Below are 17,007 nucleotides of genomic sequence, written 5' to 3' on the forward strand. Positions count from 1 at the left end.
AGTTGCAATAAAAAAGAGCGGGTCCGGCAGGATCCGCTCTTTGTATTTGGACTGATGCTTATTCTTTCAGGTTGTTGTAGAATTCTTTCCAGAGTGTGTCGTGGAGGGGAGGAGTGGCTGTTATGGTTATCATCTCTTGGCTGACGGGATGCCGGAATGCGATTTCCCGCGCATGCAGACTGATGCCGCCTCCTTCGTTGGAGCGGGCGAACCCGTATTTCAGGTCGCCTTTGATAGGGCAGCCTATTTTGGCCAGCTGACAGCGGATCTGATGGTGACGTCCGGTCAGCAGTTTTATTTCCAGCAGGTAATAGCGCTGGGAGTGGCCGATTAATTTGTATTCGAGTATAGCCTTTTTGCTGCCTTTCTTTTCTTTGTCGTAGGCGTATGACTTGTTTTTCTCGCCGTCCCGCAGCATAAAGTGTTCCAGACGTCCGTTGTCTTCCGGGGGAAGAGTGCCTACAATCGCCCAGTATGTTTTTTGTATTTCCTCGTCATGTTCCTGAAACATCTTGTTGAGCCGCGTCAGCGCCTTGCTGGTGCGGGCGAACAGTACCACACCGCTTACAGGACGGTCGATGCGGTGGGGAACGCCCAGAAACACATCGCCCGGTTTGTTGTATTTCTTTTTAATATAGGCCTTTACCTCTTCTTCAAGCGAAGGATCTCCTGTTTTATCCTGTTGGACAATGTCCGAAATCTTTTTATTGACGGCGATGATGTGGTTGTCTTCGTATAGTATTTCAAGCATAGTCGGCTGATTAGTATTGCTCTTTTTCATTCGGGAAATTCCGGTTTTTCACATCGTCGATGTAGTGTCCGACGGCTTCCGTCATCGTAGAGTACAGATCTGCGTAACGGCGCAGGAAACGGGGAGAGAACTCCTGGTTGATGCCCAGCATGTCGTGTATGACCAGCACCTGTCCGTCGGTGCCTCCTCCCGCACCGATGCCGATGGTGGGAATGACCAGTTCTTTCGATACTTTTTCTGCCAGTGCGGCAGGTATTTTTTCCAAAACTGTGGCAAAGCAACCCGCTTCTTCCAGAATGTGGGCGTCTTCTATCAGTTTCTGGGCCTCTGCTTCTTCTTTGGCTCGTACGGTATAGGTGCCGAATTTATGTATGCTTTGCGGTGTCAGTCCGAGGTGTCCCATGACCGGAATTCCTGCGGAAAGGATTCGCTTGACGGATTCCAGCACTTCGATTCCTCCTTCGAGTTTTACGGCATCGGCTGCCGTTTCTTTCATGATGCGGATAGCGGATGACAATGCTTCCTTGCTGTTACCCTGATAGCTTCCGAACGGCAGGTCTACGACTACGAGAGCCCGTTTTACTCCTCTGACAACGGAGGCTCCGTGATAAATCATCTGGTCCAGGGTAATGGGAAGGGTCGTTTCGTGCCCTGCCATGACATTGGAGGCGGAATCCCCGACTAATATGACATCTACTCCGGCGGCATCCACAATGCGGGCCATGGAATAGTCGTAGGCTGTAAGCATACTGATTTTTTCACCTCTCCGTTTCATTTCAGCCAAAACGTGAGTGGTAACCACTTTAACTGTTGATTGTGTTGACATGGTTTTAGGTTTGATTCGTATAAAAGTTGATACGGAAAATTAGCTAAATGTTCCGATAACGGTTTGCGAGCCTTTTGTTTTTTGCCCCAGTTTCACCTCAATGTTCGTTCCGAGGGGAAGAAGCAAGTCTACGCGCGAACCGAATTTGATGAATCCTGCGTGTTTGTCCTGTCGGGCTTCACCGCCTTCGGGGGTATAGGAAACGATGCGTCTGGCCATGGCTCCGGCGATTTGGCGCATGAGAATCGTCTGACCGTTAGGGCATTCGACAACAATGGTAGTCCGTTCGTTTTCGGTTGAAGATTTCGGCAGAAAAGCCGCCGAGAATTTACCCTTGTGGTATTTGAAATACCGGATAATTCCATTGACCGGGAACCAGTTGATATGTACGTTGAAAATACTCATGAAAATAGATACCTGAATCCGGCGCTCCTTGAAATATTCCGTTTCTTCCGTTTCTTCAATAACCACGATTTTCCCGTCGGCAGGAGCCAGTATCGTATTATCGCTCACGGTAATCTGCCGGTTGGGAAACCGGAAAAAGTTGAGTACGAAAAGATACAGGACGACGGATGCGGCCAGGATAGTATAGACAGTTGCCGGAGCGGATATGAAATAGAATGCGAGGCAATTCAATATGACAATAGCTGCCAGCAATTTGATTAACAGGGAATATCCTGCTTTATGTAATGTCATGTCAATGATTTTAAATATTTATCAACGGACAAAGGTACGATAAAAAGTTTAAACTCAAAGACCGGAGGATATTTAGTAGACAAATTCCAGGTAGACAAAGATGGCCGGAATGACGAACAGGATGGCATCGAAGCGGTCGAGGATACCCCCGTGACCGGGCATGATGTTGCCGGAGTCCTTGATTTCGATGCTCCTTTTGAACATGGATTCCAGAAGGTCGCCGAAGATGCCGAAAATGACAACAATACAAGAAATGATAATGTTGTTGATGATAGTCAATCCCTCTATGTAAGGAGCTATAAGCAATGCCGCTGCAATGGTTACGATACCTCCTCCGATAGCACCTTCCCATGATTTCTTAGGGGATATGCGGGGAAAAAGTTTGTGGCGTCCGAATTGCGAGCCGCACAGATAGGCGAATGTGTCGTTCAGCCATACCAGCAGAAAAGGGAAGAAGATGATTTCCGGCCTCCACTCTCCGGTGGTCATATAAGGCAGATAGATTAGCAGGGTAAACGGCAGGCTCAGGTAGAGCAGACCGTAGTAGGCGAATGTAATGTTTTGGAATGCATTTCCTTTTTTCCGGTAGAGTTCCCAAATACCGAGCATGAAAGAGGCGATGAAGCACCAGAGATAACCGTCTCGATAATCACAATAGGCATGTAGGAATCCGGCCGTGAACAGCATGCTGCCGCAAATCAGGTAAACAGGCGTATTGATGTATACATGCATTCTTTTTGCCATGTGTGAGAATTCGAGCAATCCGAGGATGTTTATGGCAAAAAAGAGAATGAAAAATGCCAGGGGATGTATAAAAATGCATCCGGTCAAAATGACAACGAACATAAGCCCGCTGACGGAGCGTTTGATGAAATTATTCACAATGAATCGATTTTATGTGTTTCCGGTTCGGAGACTTTCTCTTCTTCCTCGTCGTCTTTCCACGGACGTTTTCCTAAAATCCGTTCGAGGTCGTCGCTGAATATGACTTCTCTTTCCAGTAGAAGTTCCGCAACCTGCCTGTGTTGTTCCTGATGCTCTTTTAAGAGTTCTTTGGCTTGGGCGTAGGCATTTTCCACCAGAGCCTTTACTTCACTGTCTATCAATTCCGCTGTTTTCTCGGAGTAAGGTTTGGTAAAGCTGAAATCGCTCTGTCCGGTAGAGTCGTAATAGCTTAGATTGCCGATTTTTTCGCTCATACCGAAAATGGTGACCATGGCGTATGCCTGCTTGGTCGCTTTTTCCAAATCGTTTTGGGCTCCCGTGGAGATTTGTCCGAATGTCAATTCTTCCGCAGCGCGTCCTCCCAATACGGAACACATCTGGTCGAGCAACTGTTCTTTCGTGGTGATTTGTCGCTCCTGCGGCAGATACCAGGCGGCTCCCAGGGCTTTTCCCCGGGGAACGATAGTTACTTTCAGCAAAGGATGGGCGTGTTCCAGTAACCACGAAACCGTTGCGTGTCCCGCTTCGTGATAGGCAATGGCTTTCTTTTCGTTCACCTTGATGACTTTGCTTCGGTTTTCCAGACCGCCGACAATCCGGTCGATGGCATCCAGGAAATCCTGCTTCTCTACGGCATTTTTATCTTTACGGGCAGCAATCAGTGCGGCTTCGTTGGCAACATTGGCAATGTCCGCACCGGAAAATCCGGGGGTCTGTTTGGCCAGGAATGAAATATCTACGTCTTCTGCCAGTTTCAACGGTTTTACGTGTACTTTGAAAATCTCTTCCCGGTCTTTCAATTCAGGAAGGTCCACATATATCTGCCGGTCGAAACGGCCAGCCCGCAATAACGCGCTGTCGAGTATGTCCGCCCGGTTGGTAGCGGCGATAATGATGACACCTGAATTGGTTTCAAAGCCGTCCATTTCCGTCAGCAGTTGGTTGAGCGTATTTTCCCGTTCATCGTTGGATCCCATATTGGGATTCTTGCCTCTGGCGCGCCCGATGGCGTCTATTTCATCAATAAAGATGATGCAGGGGGCTTTTTCTTTGGCTTGTTTGAACAGGTCGCGTACGCGGGAAGCACCCACGCCGACAAACATTTCGACGAAGTCTGACCCCGACATGGAAAAGAAGGGAACATTGGCTTCTCCCGCCATAGCTTTGGCCATAAGGGTTTTTCCCGTTCCCGGAGGGCCTACCAGTAAGGCACCTTTGGGAATTTTACCTCCTAATTTTGTGTATTTGTCCGGACTTTTCAGGAAAGAAACAATTTCCTCCACTTCCTGCTTGGCTTCGGCAAGCCCCGCTACGTCCTTGAATGTTATCTTAATATTGGATTCTTTGTCGAACAGCTTGGCCTGTGATTTCCCTACACTGAAAATGCCGCCTCCGCTTCCGGTGCCCCTGCTCATTCTCCGGAAAAAGAAAATCCAGATAAAAAGAATGAGTGCAATGGGGAAGAGGAAGTTTATCAGATTCCCCCAGCCGTCATATTCCTTCTCATATTCGAGCGTAACTCCGGCGGCTCCCGGAATGTTTTGCTGCGCCTCAGTAACGTTTTTCTCAAAACCTTCGAGCGAACCGATGGCAAAGGTGAACTGGGGCCCCCGGTCGTAATTCTTGAATCCTTTTGCCATCAACTGGGAATAATCCTGTATCTTGTCGGGCTTGATAAAGACATTGACCTGTCCCGTATTGGTAATGACAATAAATTTTTCGACATTCCCCTTTTCCAGCATCTTGGTCTTGACTTCCTGCCAGTTGGTTTTTACCGGTTCCGTTTTCATACTGAAAAAGTTGAAACCGATAATAAGGGCTACGAAAACTAAGTAAAACCAATAACCGCCTAATTTGGGGCTCTTTAGGTTTTTCTTGCCTCCGATGGGAGGGAAATTGAAATTATCTTTTTTGTTTTCTTTGTTCTCTGACATAATACTAACTTTCAAATTCTTTTTTTATCCCGTCACCCCAGAAATCTTCCAATTGATAATAATCTCTCTGTTCTTTTTGAAATATGTGGACAACAATGTTACCGTAGTCAATGATAATCCACTGTGCGGATTCCTTTCCTTCAATATGCAGGGGTTTTTCATTGATTTCTTCTAATTTCTCCTCGACGGAATCGGCGAGACTTGCAACATGTGTACTGGAAGTGCCATGGCATATTACGAAGAAATCGCAGAAACGGTTTGTAATTTTTCTTAGATCAATGGAGATGATTTGGTGACCTTTATTGTCTTGTAATGCTTCTGTTATTTTTTCAACTGCTTGAATAATGTCCGCCATTCTTCTTTAACCTTCTTTTACGGCTACAAATATACATTTTTATATGGATATTTATTGTAGTTTTGTGGCGCAAAAAAGTAGTGGTCTGTTTTAAAAGACGGTTTTATGGAAAAATATAGAATATCTATGGTGCCGGGGCCGGTATCCGTTCCGCAGGAAATATTGGATGTGGCAGCATTCAATTACGGCTCCGCCGATTTGGAGGAAGAATATGCGGATTTGTATGTGAAGACGGGTGAAGCACTGCAAAAACTGATGGGTACCCGGAATCAGATAGTCCTCCAGACGGGAGAAGGAATGATTGCTTTATGGAGCGCCTTGAAAAGCACACTTGTGCCGGGCGACCGGGTATTGGCATTGTCTACCGGATTATTCGGCCATGGCATAGGAGAGATGGCGGAGGCATTGGAATGTGAAGTCCGGATAATAGGATTCGGATTTGACGAGTCAGTCAGTGATTTTGAACTGATAGAAAAAGCCATTCGGGAATTTGCCCCTAAGATGATTACACTTGTGCAGAATGAGACGCCCAGCGGGACGATGAACCCGGTGGATAAAATAGGCGAACTGAAAGAAAAATACGGCGTGCCCCTTTTGTATGTGGATGCCGTTTCCGGAATAGGCGGAAGTGTCGTGAACGTGGATGAATGGCACGTTGATTTATGCTTGGGAGGTTCCCAGAAATGTTTGTCAGCACCGGCTAATATGGCATTCTTATCGGTAAGTCCCAAGGCGTGGGAGATTATAGAAGAGGTCGGCTATGTCGGTTACGATGCCTTGTTGCCATTCCGTTTTGCCGTGGAAAAACGTTACTTTCCCTACACACCCTATTGGCAAGGGACGGCACAATTGTATAAAGCGTGTGAGTTGATTTTGCAGGAAGGGCTGCAACAGACAATAGAAAGGCATGTGGAAGCAGCGGAATTTTGCAGGAAACGGTGTGTGGAAATGGGACTGAAACTGTATCCTCGTCCGGACGCCTTGTACTCTTCCACGGTAACAGCTTTGTACGTACCTGCGAAGTATACTTGGCAGGAATTGGATAAAAATTTAAGGGGGCAGGGATTGGTCGTAGGGGGAAATTACGGTTGTCTGGCGGGAGAGGTTTTCCGGATAGGACACATGGGTTCCCAGGCAAACCTGAACCTGATGGAAGAGGCATTGGACATACTTGAAAAAGTAACTCGTTGATATTGAAAATACGTGCCGGCAATGTTGGAATGGTTGGAAATGCATCAGCTCCCTTGTTTGATAAAACGTTATTTGGGAATAGAATGCCCGGGGTGTGGCTTACAGACGGCAATTCTTTTACTTTTAAAAGGAGAGTGGAAAGCGGCTTTTGTCACTTATCCCGCCTTGTTCGGATTAATTCTGTTTTTTATACTGGGAGGATTGAGGTTATGCGGGGTGAAAAAAATTACGTCAGAATACTTAAAAATTATAGGTTTTGCTTGTTTGGCAACAATTTTAATATCATATTTGCTCAAATTAACAAATAACATTATTTAAGTTTATTTATTTTTTAAAATTAAGAAAATGGAACAAAATAGAATGGAGCTACCTAATTCTACCGTCGTATTGGTATTAGGTATATTATCTTTGATATTTTGCTGGTGTTATGGCTTTATCGGGTTAATACTCGGAATTATAGCAGTAGCTCTTTCCGGTACGCCCAGACGTATGTATCGGACAAACCCTGAAAATTACTTTGAATCATCTTATAAAAATTTGAATGCCGGACGTGTTTGCGGTATTATTGCAATTTGCATATCGGCATTGGTAATAGTGTTTGTAATTATGATTTTCATGGGTATTATTGCAGCAGGGTTGGGGATGTTGCCTTATTAGTTTGTAAAATATTGATATGAACTACAGATTTGAAATTAACTTTCCGGACACGGAATTCCGGTGTGAGATTGCAATAGCAGGAGAACAGACATTCCAGCAGTTCCACGATAAAATTATAGAAGTATTGGAGTATGACGGCTCGCAAATGGCTTCATTTTATACATTGGATAAAATGGGAGTGAGGGGAAAGGAAATAGCATTAACGGATATGGTGGGGGATGAGGACACCATGATGATGAATACCACGAAAATAGAGGATGTCGTTAATGCAGACTGCATAGAGTTGGAATACGTTTATGACTTCTTCAACAACAAATATTTTAAAGTCGAGTATGCGGGAGAATACAAGGGAAAATCCGATGCTTTGCCTGCATGCCTATACTGTGAGGGAGAAATTCCGGAACAAATGAGCTTTGACCCGGACGAAGAATGGGATTTCAATAAATCGGACGACGACGAGTACGACGATAGCTTTATGGAGGAATTCAATGATTACAGTGATGAAGGCGGCTTTGAAGACGATGAGGATAACTTTGGAGATGAGGATGATTTTGGCGGTGGCGGCTATGGTTCCTCGTATGACAGCATAGACGATTATATTGATAAACTTTGATAGGGTTTGGAACCGGAAAGAGTTTATGAATAAAACGCTTATTGTACTCCTGGGACCCACGGGAGTCGGAAAAACGGATTTAAGCATTGATATCGCTTCATTTTTTGATACCTCTATTATTTCCTGCGATTCCCGCCAGATTTATAAAGAGATGAAAATAGGCACGGCCGTGCCTTCTGAGGAACAACTGAAAAGGGTTCCTCATTTTTTTGTCGGCACCTTATCCGTAAAAGAATATTACAACTCATGGCAGTTCGAGCAACAGGCATTGGAGAGAATTCGCCTCTTACATAAAGAGCGGGACATCGTGGTCATGGCAGGTGGCTCCATGATGTACATCGACGCCGTGTGCAAAGGCATAGATGACATACCGACGATAGCTCCGGAATTACGGCAAAATTTAATGAAGCGCTACGAAGAAGAAGGCTTGGAAGCAATATGCAGGCAGTTGAAACAACTGGATCCGGTTTTTTACGGGCAGGTAGATTTGAACAATGCGAAGCGGGTATTGCATGCCGTAGAAGTATGTTTAATGGCCGGCGTACCTTATTCCTCATTACGTACGAACGCACCCAAAGACAGAGGCTTCCGCATCTTGAAGATAGGTTTGATGCGGGACAAAGAAGAATTATACGAGCGTATAAACAGACGGGTAGATGTAATGCTTGAAGAAGGATTGATGGACGAGGCGCATCGGTTATATAAACACAAAGGATTAAACGCCTTGAATACGGTAGGGTATAAAGAATGCTTTGATTTTTTTGACGGAAAAATAGACCGGGAAGAAGCCGTACGTTTAATAAAACGCAATAGCCGCCGCTATGCGAAAAAGCAACTCTCCTGGTTTCGGCGGGATAATGAAATTCAGTGGTTCCATCCGGAAGAGAAAGAAAAGATACTGACTTATATTCAGACCCAAATACAATAAAAAAGGTAGAATTTTACTTCTACCTTTTTCTATTTCCAATTTAAAAATGGATTAATGGGCCCATTCTGCGAAGAAATCATTGCCCTTATCATCCACAATGATAAAAGCAGGGAAATTCTCTATCCGGATTTTACGGATAGCTTCCATGCCAAGTTCTTCAAAAGCCACGACTTCAACAGACTTAATGCTGTTTTTAGCTAAAATGGCAGCAGGCCCTCCAATAGAACCGAGATAAAAACCGCCGTGTTTTTTACAAGCATCAGTCACAGCCTGCGAGCGGTTTCCTTTGGCAACCATAATCATACTGCCGCCATGTTGCTGGAATAAATCAACGTATGGGTCCATACGGCCGGCAGTAGTCGGTCCGAAACTTCCGGACGCCATCCCTTGAGGAGTCTTTGCCGGACCGGCGTAATAAATAGGATGATTTTTAAAATAATCGGGCATAGGCTTGCCTTCATCCAGCATCTGTTTAATGCGGGCGTGAGCAATATCCCTGGCGACAATCAAAGTACCCGATAAATTCAAACGGGTCTTTATCGGATGTTTGGTCAGCTCTTTTAAAACTTGTTCCATAGGCTGGTCTAAATCAATATTGACAGCCGGAGCAAGAGCCGGGGTTTCTGCCGGCAGAAAACGGGCAGGATTTTTTTCCAGCTGCTCAAGGAAAATACCCTTTTCCGTAATTTTCGCTTTGATATTCCGGTCTGCACTACAGCTTACTCCTATCCCCACCGGACAAGAAGCTGCATGGCGCGGCAACCGTATAACACGTACATCATGTACCCAATACTTCCCTCCGAATTGGGCACCGATACCTTTATCCCGGCATATTTTCAAAATCTTTTCTTCCCATTCCAAATCCCGGAAAGCTCGTCCGCCTTCATTGCCGGAAGTAGGCAAGTGGTCATAATAACCGGCAGACGCCTTCTTTACCGTCGTGAGATTAGCCTCTGCCGAAGTACCTCCGATGACAACGGCCAAATGATAGGGAGGACAAGCGGACGTACCTAAATCCAATACCTTCTCTGAAATAAATTTAGTCAAAGTCTCTTCATTAAGAAGAGCTTTTGTCTGCTGGTAAAGAAAAGTCTTATTGGCGGAACCTCCTCCCTTGGTAATAAAAAGGAACTCATATTTATTGCCTTGCGTAGCATAAAGATCAATCTGGGCAGGCAAGTTCGTACCGGTATTTTTTTCTTCCGTCATGGAAAACGGCACCACCTGTGAATAACGTAAATTCCGGTCACGGTAAGTTTCAAACACCCCCTTGCTGATAGCCTCCGCATCATTACAGCCCGTCCATACATTTTCGCCTTTTTTACCGATACAGATAGCCGTTCCGGTATCCTGACAAGTAGGAAGCTCCCCTTCGGCAGCAACCACTTGATTAATCAGCATCGTATGGGCAACAAATTTATCATTGTCACTCGCTTCCGGATCCTTCAGAATGTCAGCTAATTTTTGCAGATGAGAAGCGCGCAGATAAAACGACACATCGGCATAAGCCTCACGTGCCAGCAATTCAAGCCCTTCTTTTTCAATTTTTAAAACTTTTCTCCCGTCACACTCTATTGTTTTTACATATTCCTTCGTCAATAACCGGTATTCGGTCGTATCTTTCTCAATAGGAAATGGGTCCTGGTATTTAAATTCTGCCATAATAATATTGATTAATAAAGTAAAAAGTATCCTGTACTCTTGAGCCAACGAAAATAAGATTAATAACTGAGAAATTTAAATTTTAAAGAAAATATTCTTTAATAATCTTTTCGTCTATATAAAAAGAGCCCGATTCATATCGAGCTCTTTCACCGAAAAATCAGAATCTGAAACTATTCGGTTGTATATAATTATTCGATAATGGCTACACGGTTGAGGGAATTGCCGTCAAACAAATCCTTGACACCGCCTTTATATTCCACCTTCAATTGATTGGGATTAACCCCGAAATCCTTGGTAAGAACATTATATACATTTTCAGCTCGTTTCTGGCTTAATTGGAGATTGAACTCCGCAGAACCGGTGGCCTTGTCGGCATAGCCTACGATAGTATAAGATTTATTGGGATTTTGTTTAATCTGTTCTGCTAAATACTCCAGATTCACTTTATCTTTTGCTGTAATATTGGCTTTATTGATGTCAAAGAAAATAGCTCTTGGACCAACGACAACTTCTTTCTCTATTTTAACGGCTTGTTTTTCCGCTTTTACGCGTTCCAGTTCGCAATTCAATTGGTTATTATAGGCAATCTGCTCGGCTAATTGAGCCTGTGTCGTTTCCAACTGTTTGGCGGTAGCGGCCCACGCAATCTCTTCCGCCATGACAACAGGGGCAACGGGAATATTGCGTTTAAATTCACGGTTCTTGAACTTATAGCTGAAACCGGCGGTAACGGTCAGAATACCGTTAGCCCTTTTACCACCCGGTTCTCCGGCAAACTTCTTTTCAAATACAGACCCCCGAATCTCGATATTTAAATCGAAAGCATCCGACAAACGCATTTTATTAATCAAACCGGCATTGGCTGTAAACACATTATTCGAGGCGGAAGTACATGCGTGCATAATACCGAAGCCCAAATAAGGTACAGCCTCATAAAAACGGTCGTAACGGTAACCGCCGATCCAGTTGGAAAGATTAAGCAAAACATCACCGTGGACATTGAATTGGTTCCACTTTTGTTTATATAAGCCGTCATTGTCCGGGCTGCCTGTTGCATACATATTTGCGGCATCATAAGTAAAACCCTGTAACTTGAAACCGCTTACCTGGGCACGAAGACCGAGGGTAGGAACAAACCATTTACCAACAGAAAAATCGAATGCGGGAGCAATACGCTTGCCGAATTTGCCTTGGGCATCGCTTTGACCGAAATAAACTTGACCTCCAGCACCGATGGATATAAACCAATTATCCCAAAATCTATTGGTTACATAACCGCTCCATGAAGTGTTTTTCTCTTGTACGATTAATTGCGTACTTTCTTGAGCGAACGACATAAAAGGCGTCGCAGCTATCAACAACAGCATTAATACTCTTTTCTTCATTTTTCTTTAATTTAGTTTTGGTTATAGTATTATTTAAAAGTTAGTTCAGAAACAGGAGGTAATACGGGGAAAATAGTAGGGTGTATACATAATATTTGTGAAAAAATGATTATATTCCATGTAATAATGACTGATAATTAAGTTTTTAACTTTAATATGATTTGTTTATGTAAAAATGTTTTGAAGTTTTTAATTCAAAGTCCTATTTTGGCATTATTGTTGCAAAAGATGTAATAAAACTTAAAAATCTTATGTGGAAATACTGCTTGTGTATACTACTTTGTCTGGGGATATTGACAGAAGTAGAGGCAGAACGGAAAAAAGTGGGATTGGTATTAAGCGGTGGAGGTGCAAAAGGAATTGCGCACGTAGGGGTAATAGAAGTATTGGAAAAAGCCGGCATACCGGTTGATATCGTTGTTGGAACCAGTATGGGGGCAATCGTGGGAGGACTGTATGCAATCGGATATGACGGAAAGACGCTGGACAGCTTAGTACGTAAACAGGATTGGCCTTACTTGTTAAGCGACAAACTCTACCGGGACAAACTGTCTTTTGCAGAAAAAGAAGCGACAGAAAAATATCTCTTGTCTTTTCCTTTCCGGAAAGATAAAACAAGACGGATGCCGGCGGGATTCGTAAGCGGGCAGAACATATACAACTTATTTACCGACTTGACTTTAGGCTATCATGATACGCTTGACTTTAAAACATTGCCCATCCCTTTTGCATGTGTGGCTGCGGACATGGTAAGCGGCAAAGAAGTCGTATTGAGTGAAGGATTATTGGCACAGGCCATGCGTTCCAGTATGGCCATCCCCGGGGCATTTACCCCTGTCAGGACAGACAGTATGATATTGGTGGATGGCGGCATCGTCAATAACTTTCCTGTAGACGTGGCAAAAGCAATGGGGGCGGACATTATAATAGGGGTGGATGTACAATCGGACTTAAGAACGGCGGAGGACTTGAATTCCTTACCGAGCGTCATGGGGCAATTGATAAACTTAATGTGTCTGAACAAATTTGAAGCTAACAAAGCCATGACGGATTTGTATATCCGGCCGGACGTCAGCGGATTCTCCGCCGCCAGTTTCACTAAAGAGGCCGTAGACACACTGCTGCTCCGGGGAGAAAAAGCCGCCGAGGCAAATTGGGAAGAACTGATAAAGTTGAAAACGATTTTGCAAGGTGACTCGATGGATAACGGGAAGCGCTCCACGCTCGAAATAAACCGCGACACCTTTTTTATTAGGGATATTTATCTGAAAGGTATTTCCGAAAAAGACGGGGCTTGGTTGAAAAAAATCATGCGCTTGAAAGGTCATAAAGAAATGACGCGGGAGGAACTTCATAAAATTATAAGTGAACTTTACGGAACAAAAATATTCACCGGGGTCACCTATCGGCTGTTGAACGGACCGGAATATGATTTGGAAATAAACTTGCAAAAACGGGAAATGAGTGCGTTAAATCTGGGCTTTCGTTTTGATTCCGAAGAAATGGCGGCAATCTTGCTGAACACCCGTTTGCGGTTTAAAGCACTGCGGGGTTCGCGTTTTGAATTGACGGCACGTTTGAGTAAAAGTCCCTTTGTCCGTGTAGACTACTCTTTTGAGAGGCCTTTTCTCAGCAAATTGAATTTATCCTATATGTTCAAATATAACGACTTTGATTTATACGACCGGGGGGATAAAGTAAACGGAATAGCCTATCGGTATCATAGCGGTAAATTAAGCCTGACAAACCTTTACGTGCGGAATTTTAAATTTGAGACGGGATTGCGTTATGAATATTTTGATTCCGATGACATTTTATTCAAAGTCGAGGGACAAAATTTTGATTTGAAATCGGAAGGCTTCATCTCTTATTACGGTTTAGCGCATTTGGAAACATACGACAAACGTTATTATCCGACAAAAGGCGTTTCCTTTAAAGCCTCTTATTCTCTTTATACGGATAATTTTATTCAATACAACCAAAGCGCTCCTTTTTCTGCATTGAGCGCGGACTTTACGGGTGTCGTTTCATTGACCAACCGCCTGAAACTGCTTCCGTCCGTTTATGGCAGGGTACTGATAGGGAATGAAATCGCATCCCCTTACCTGAATTATATGGGAGGGGATATATTCGGGCGTAATATGGCCCAACAGCTGCCTTTTTGGGGGATAAACCACATAGAGTTGTTTGACAACGCATTGTTAGTGGCTAAATTGCATCTTCGTCAAAGAATGGGGGCACGGCATTATCTGTCCTTTGTCGGGAATTACGCTCTGCAAGACGATAACTTTTTTGACATATTGGGAGGGAAGGGTATCTGGGGAGGAGGTATCGGTTATTCTTATGATTTGCCCGTAGGACCGGTGGATTTCGTGGTAAGCATATCCGACTGGACTAAAAAAATGGGATTGTATTTTAATTTAGGCTTTAACTTTTAGTTTTCCGTAGGTTGTCTTCGGGTAATCCGGCATACATCCCTATCCCTGGCCTATCCCATTCTCTATCCCAAGCCTATTCGGAGATAGGGATGATATATGTTACGGGATAGGCAAGGAGCGTATTGTTAGCCGGGCTATTGCCCGGTTATTTTCAGCTAATCCTTAGAAAAGCAGAGGCTTGCCGAATTCGTTCGCCTTCATGCCGTTCTGATAGATTTTGTAGATAGCCTCCCGCAGGGATTCGGGTTTGTGTACTTGCAGGGAAAAACCGCGTGCCAGGATTTCCAGTTGGAATTCACCGGTAATCTTGACTTTTAGCTTGAAAAATAACCTGTCCTTATCTTTTTCGTTGGGTAGAACCTCTTGCGAGTGGTGGATGGGTTGGCTTTTCACGTATTCTCCGTCCCACGTATTATATGAAATAATGACTTCTTCCGCTTGGATTTCCTCGTCATTATAGATACCGCAACAATCATGGAACATGGCATTTATATCTATCTCTTTCTTGGGGGGAGCTTTTGAGAGTTCCTGTATGTCCAGAATCCTGTCAAGCCCGAAAGTGGTCAATGGGTCTTTGCCTTTGATTATTCCCAACAGATACCAGCGGCTGCGCCATTCTTTCAAGGCATAAGGGTATATTTCCCGCTCTGTAATATCGTCTTCTTCGTATTTTTTGTAACGGATACGTATGGAAGCGTTTTTCTTAATCATTTTCAATAAGGTATGCAGGTGTTCTCTGCCCCGGTAGGGACGCCTTGACGGAAAGACGAAGTGGTTCATCCCCGTGTCACCTCCTAAAGCATTGAGGAGGTCGAAAGCCTCGAGTACGGCTTCGACGTTTTCCGGGTCCTGTTCTTCATCTTCCGGGAAATGGTAACCTTTTAAGCGGGAGTAGGAAATGTGAATCCCCAGTTTTCTCAAACCTTGAATATCCCGTTGTAAAGTCCTGTCGGAGATGGCTATGTTGGTGTAACCATGGAAAGTTAGTTCTTCCTTTATTTTTTCTTGCAGTTCTTTCAGGGTGATTCCTTTGTATGCACGAACCTTACGGATGATAATCAGTGCACGTTGTATTTCTTTGAGTCCGAACATGATATTTTTTTTACAAATTTAACAATATTTTTCTACTTCACGACATATTTTGGCGGTACTGCTGTTTTTATTTGTACCGAAATTAATAGTATTAAATTCTTTGGGTATGATTATAACTGAAGAAATACCGTTTTTAGGTTGTTGTTTGGGTACGATAGATAATTTGATTGTCTATAGGTATCGCAATCGGCGTTGTATTCGGAGAAAGCCTTCAAAGGTGAAGCCGCCTTCGGCACCCGGGCAAGTGGCTCAACAGGAGCGGATGGCATCTATTGCCATTTTCTACCAGGCATTGAAGGAGGTCGGTATTTACACTTATTGGCAGCGGGCGGCGGAAGGGATGTTGCTGAATGGGTATAATCTGTTGGTGAAAGGCAATTTGCCGGCTTTTAGCGGTGACGGCAGGATTTGCGATTTTTCAAAACTTCGCCTGACAACGGGGGCGCTGGCGCTGCCGGACGGGTTGCGGGTGAGTAGGGTGGAGGAGGGCATGTGGACGGTGGCCTGGGAAAATACGCCCAATCAGGTCAATGCCTCGCCGGATGACCGCCTGCAACTCTATGTGATGAGGGACAGTGAGACATTTGCCGTCAAGCTGTTGGCATGTGGAGAGGTGCGCCGTTGCGACGGGAGAGTGTCGTTCCGCCTGCCCGAAGAATTGAGGGAATACTCTCATTTGTATGTTGCATTTTGCTCGCATACGGAAAAAAGATGTAGCGAGAGCAAATATTTTAGTTTAATTTTAAAAAGTATTGATTATGGCTCTTTATGAGACGAGTTTGATTTTCCGGAGGCTTAAGAAGTCGGCCGGAAAAGCTACTTTTAGTAAATGGCGGGGAATGGATGTGATGAAAGAGAAAATTGTTGAAAATGAATCGAGTACGCCTGCCCAACAGCGCCAACGCCGTATTTTTACGGAATTGATGGATTGGTGCGGTATATTCGGCGAAGCGGCTGCGCTGGGGTTTCCCACGCGTGCGCGAGTGCAGACTCCGGAGAATGCCTTTGCACAGGCAAATGCCGGGGTTGTGACAATGGACGAAGAGGGAGAGGTGGTAGTGGACTATTCCCGTATTGTTTGTTCTAAAGGTACGCTGGTTGCACCCGAGGTAACGATGACCGTTGGTGATGAAAAGGAAAGTTTGACGTTCCTTCATGTTGCAGATGAGAATGGTTACCACAAGTATGCTACCGACTGCCTTTATGCCGTTATTCTGGAAAAGGAACGGAAAGAGGTGCAGGTGCATGAGTTGAATGAGCGCAAGGATGCTACTCCTGTGACGGTGATGCTGAAAGAGGGTTGGGATACGGAGAATCTTTGTGTCTACGTCTTTTATCTCCGCCAGGACGGTAAGCGTGCTTCCGCAACCAGGTATGTAAAGATTGCTTGAGTGTAAGTAAAAATAGCTGCTTTTTAAAAGCAGCTATTTTCTTGATTTTCAGCGGTGTGGACGGGACTCGAACCCGCGACCCCAGGCGTGACAGGCCTGTATTCTAACCAGCTGAACTACCACACCGGATTTTGAAGAAC

The 17,007-nt window shown here is 44.5% G+C and carries 17 protein-coding genes and 1 tRNA gene; 8 read left to right on the forward strand and 10 right to left on the reverse strand.

Features of this window, described 5'->3' with window-relative positions; all coding sequences use genetic code 11:
• Positions 1-58: 58 nt before the first annotated feature.
• From NFR61_RS00665 to rsfS, 6 genes are all read right to left on the reverse strand, one after another.
• Positions 59-751: an RluA family pseudouridine synthase gene (locus NFR61_RS00665; protein WP_251619979.1), complete on the reverse strand. Its 693-nt coding sequence runs from the start codon at positions 749-751 to the stop codon at positions 59-61.
• Positions 752-761: 10 nt separating this feature from the next.
• Positions 762-1,577 carry a 3-methyl-2-oxobutanoate hydroxymethyltransferase gene (gene panB, locus NFR61_RS00670; protein ID WP_251619817.1) on the reverse strand — a complete coding sequence of 272 codons (816 nt, stop codon included), beginning with the start codon at positions 1,575-1,577 and terminating at the stop codon, positions 762-764.
• Between the two features lie 39 nt (positions 1,578-1,616).
• Positions 1,617-2,273 carry a phosphatidylserine decarboxylase family protein gene (locus NFR61_RS00675; RefSeq protein WP_251619818.1) on the reverse strand — a complete coding sequence of 219 codons (657 nt, stop codon included), beginning with the start codon at positions 2,271-2,273 and terminating at the stop codon, positions 1,617-1,619.
• A 72-nt stretch (positions 2,274-2,345) separates the two neighbouring features.
• Positions 2,346-3,155 carry a phosphatidate cytidylyltransferase gene (locus tag NFR61_RS00680; protein WP_251619819.1) on the reverse strand — a complete coding sequence of 270 codons (810 nt, stop codon included), beginning with the start codon at positions 3,153-3,155 and terminating at the stop codon, positions 2,346-2,348.
• On the reverse strand, positions 3,152-5,152 hold the full coding sequence (gene ftsH, locus NFR61_RS00685; protein WP_251619820.1) for an ATP-dependent zinc metalloprotease FtsH: 2,001 nt from the start codon (positions 5,150-5,152) through the stop codon (positions 3,152-3,154). Before ftsH ends, NFR61_RS00680 begins: the two co-directional genes overlap by 4 nt.
• A 4-nt stretch (positions 5,153-5,156) precedes the next feature.
• The gene (gene rsfS / locus NFR61_RS00690) at positions 5,157-5,507 is read right to left on the reverse strand and encodes a ribosome silencing factor (RefSeq protein WP_251619821.1); all 351 of its coding nucleotides are present in this window, start codon (positions 5,505-5,507) and stop codon (positions 5,157-5,159) included.
• 105 nt (positions 5,508-5,612) lie between these two features.
• Between rsfS and NFR61_RS00695 the strand changes: the two genes are divergently transcribed.
• From NFR61_RS00695 to miaA, 5 genes are read left to right on the forward strand one after another with little or no spacing between them, the layout of a single operon-like run.
• Entirely contained in the window at positions 5,613-6,698 is a 1,086-nt protein-coding gene (locus NFR61_RS00695) for a pyridoxal-phosphate-dependent aminotransferase family protein (RefSeq protein ID WP_251619822.1), read from the forward strand.
• Between the two features lie 39 nt (positions 6,699-6,737).
• Positions 6,738-7,016 carry a DUF2752 domain-containing protein gene (locus NFR61_RS00700; protein WP_251619980.1) on the forward strand — a complete coding sequence of 93 codons (279 nt, stop codon included), beginning with the start codon at positions 6,738-6,740 and terminating at the stop codon, positions 7,014-7,016.
• Between the two features lie 27 nt (positions 7,017-7,043).
• Positions 7,044-7,355, forward strand: coding sequence for a CCC motif membrane protein (locus NFR61_RS00705; protein ID WP_251619823.1), 312 nt, complete (start codon positions 7,044-7,046; stop codon positions 7,353-7,355).
• A 16-nt stretch (positions 7,356-7,371) separates the two neighbouring features.
• Positions 7,372-7,968 carry an IS1096 element passenger TnpR family protein gene (locus tag NFR61_RS00710; protein ID WP_251619824.1) on the forward strand — a complete coding sequence of 199 codons (597 nt, stop codon included), beginning with the start codon at positions 7,372-7,374 and terminating at the stop codon, positions 7,966-7,968.
• Positions 7,969-7,993: 25 nt separating this feature from the next.
• The gene (gene miaA / locus NFR61_RS00715) at positions 7,994-8,896 is read left to right on the forward strand and encodes a tRNA (adenosine(37)-N6)-dimethylallyltransferase MiaA (RefSeq protein WP_251619825.1); all 903 of its coding nucleotides are present in this window, start codon (positions 7,994-7,996) and stop codon (positions 8,894-8,896) included.
• 51 nt (positions 8,897-8,947) lie between these two features.
• Here the strand turns inward: miaA and NFR61_RS00720 are convergent, their stop codons facing one another.
• A complete protein-coding gene (locus NFR61_RS00720; protein ID WP_251619826.1) occupies positions 8,948-10,558 on the reverse strand; it encodes a fumarate hydratase in 1,611 nt (536 codons plus the stop codon).
• Positions 10,559-10,749: 191 nt separating this feature from the next.
• A complete protein-coding gene (locus NFR61_RS00725; RefSeq protein ID WP_251619827.1) occupies positions 10,750-11,946 on the reverse strand; it encodes an OmpA family protein in 1,197 nt (398 codons plus the stop codon).
• Positions 11,947-12,197: 251 nt separating this feature from the next.
• On the opposite strand from NFR61_RS00725, the gene NFR61_RS00730 reads away from it, so the two are divergent.
• A complete protein-coding gene (locus tag NFR61_RS00730) occupies positions 12,198-14,384 on the forward strand; it encodes a patatin-like phospholipase family protein (RefSeq protein ID WP_251619828.1) in 2,187 nt (728 codons plus the stop codon).
• A 162-nt stretch (positions 14,385-14,546) separates the two neighbouring features.
• Here the strand turns inward: NFR61_RS00730 and NFR61_RS00735 are convergent, their stop codons facing one another.
• Entirely contained in the window at positions 14,547-15,476 is a 930-nt protein-coding gene (locus NFR61_RS00735) for a helix-turn-helix transcriptional regulator (protein WP_251619829.1), read from the reverse strand.
• A gap of 106 nt (positions 15,477-15,582) precedes the next feature.
• Here NFR61_RS00735 and NFR61_RS00740 point away from each other — a divergent pair, with 106 nt between their 5' ends.
• On the forward strand, positions 15,583-16,248 hold the full coding sequence (locus NFR61_RS00740; RefSeq protein ID WP_251619830.1) for a DUF6266 family protein: 666 nt from the start codon (positions 15,583-15,585) through the stop codon (positions 16,246-16,248).
• Positions 16,235-16,867: a DUF6266 family protein gene (locus NFR61_RS00745; RefSeq protein ID WP_251619831.1), complete on the forward strand. Its 633-nt coding sequence runs from the start codon at positions 16,235-16,237 to the stop codon at positions 16,865-16,867. The genes NFR61_RS00740 and NFR61_RS00745 overlap by 14 nt, the downstream gene beginning before the upstream one ends.
• Before the next feature lie 52 nt (positions 16,868-16,919).
• On the opposite strand, the gene NFR61_RS00750 is transcribed toward NFR61_RS00745, so the two are convergent.
• Positions 16,920-16,993: transfer RNA gene (locus tag NFR61_RS00750), tRNA-Asp, on the reverse strand.
• Between the last annotated feature and the right edge of the window lie 14 nt (positions 16,994-17,007).

Origin of the sequence: Odoribacter lunatus (genome assembly GCF_943193135.1) — a bacterium.
Taxonomy (GTDB): domain Bacteria; phylum Bacteroidota; class Bacteroidia; order Bacteroidales; family Marinifilaceae; genus Culturomica; species Culturomica lunata.

What these genes read in the sequence shown, in the direction of transcription:
- NFR61_RS00665 (WP_251619979.1), bottom strand. Translation starts at nt 751, where the DNA reads ATGCTTGAAATACTATACGAAGACAACCACATCATCGCCGTCAATAAA.
- panB (WP_251619817.1), bottom strand. Translation starts at nt 1,577, where the DNA reads ATGTCAACACAATCAACAGTTAAAGTGGTTACCACTCACGTTTTGGCT.
- NFR61_RS00675 (WP_251619818.1), bottom strand. Translation starts at nt 2,273, where the DNA reads ATGACATTACATAAAGCAGGATATTCCCTGTTAATCAAATTGCTGGCA.
- ftsH (WP_251619820.1), bottom strand. Translation starts at nt 5,152, where the DNA reads ATGTCAGAGAACAAAGAAAACAAAAAAGATAATTTCAATTTCCCTCCC.
- rsfS (WP_251619821.1), bottom strand. Translation starts at nt 5,507, where the DNA reads ATGGCGGACATTATTCAAGCAGTTGAAAAAATAACAGAAGCATTACAA.
- NFR61_RS00695 (WP_251619822.1), top strand. Translation starts at nt 5,613, where the DNA reads ATGGAAAAATATAGAATATCTATGGTGCCGGGGCCGGTATCCGTTCCG.
- NFR61_RS00700 (WP_251619980.1), top strand. Translation starts at nt 6,738, where the DNA reads ATGCATCAGCTCCCTTGTTTGATAAAACGTTATTTGGGAATAGAATGC.
- NFR61_RS00705 (WP_251619823.1), top strand. Translation starts at nt 7,044, where the DNA reads ATGGAACAAAATAGAATGGAGCTACCTAATTCTACCGTCGTATTGGTA.
- NFR61_RS00710 (WP_251619824.1), top strand. Translation starts at nt 7,372, where the DNA reads ATGAACTACAGATTTGAAATTAACTTTCCGGACACGGAATTCCGGTGT.
- miaA (WP_251619825.1), top strand. Translation starts at nt 7,994, where the DNA reads ATGAATAAAACGCTTATTGTACTCCTGGGACCCACGGGAGTCGGAAAA.
- NFR61_RS00720 (WP_251619826.1), bottom strand. Translation starts at nt 10,558, where the DNA reads ATGGCAGAATTTAAATACCAGGACCCATTTCCTATTGAGAAAGATACG.
- NFR61_RS00725 (WP_251619827.1), bottom strand. Translation starts at nt 11,946, where the DNA reads ATGAAGAAAAGAGTATTAATGCTGTTGTTGATAGCTGCGACGCCTTTT.
- NFR61_RS00730 (WP_251619828.1), top strand. Translation starts at nt 12,198, where the DNA reads ATGTGGAAATACTGCTTGTGTATACTACTTTGTCTGGGGATATTGACA.
- NFR61_RS00735 (WP_251619829.1), bottom strand. Translation starts at nt 15,476, where the DNA reads ATGTTCGGACTCAAAGAAATACAACGTGCACTGATTATCATCCGTAAG.
- NFR61_RS00740 (WP_251619830.1), top strand. Translation starts at nt 15,583, where the DNA reads ATGATTATAACTGAAGAAATACCGTTTTTAGGTTGTTGTTTGGGTACG.
- NFR61_RS00745 (WP_251619831.1), top strand. Translation starts at nt 16,235, where the DNA reads ATGGCTCTTTATGAGACGAGTTTGATTTTCCGGAGGCTTAAGAAGTCG.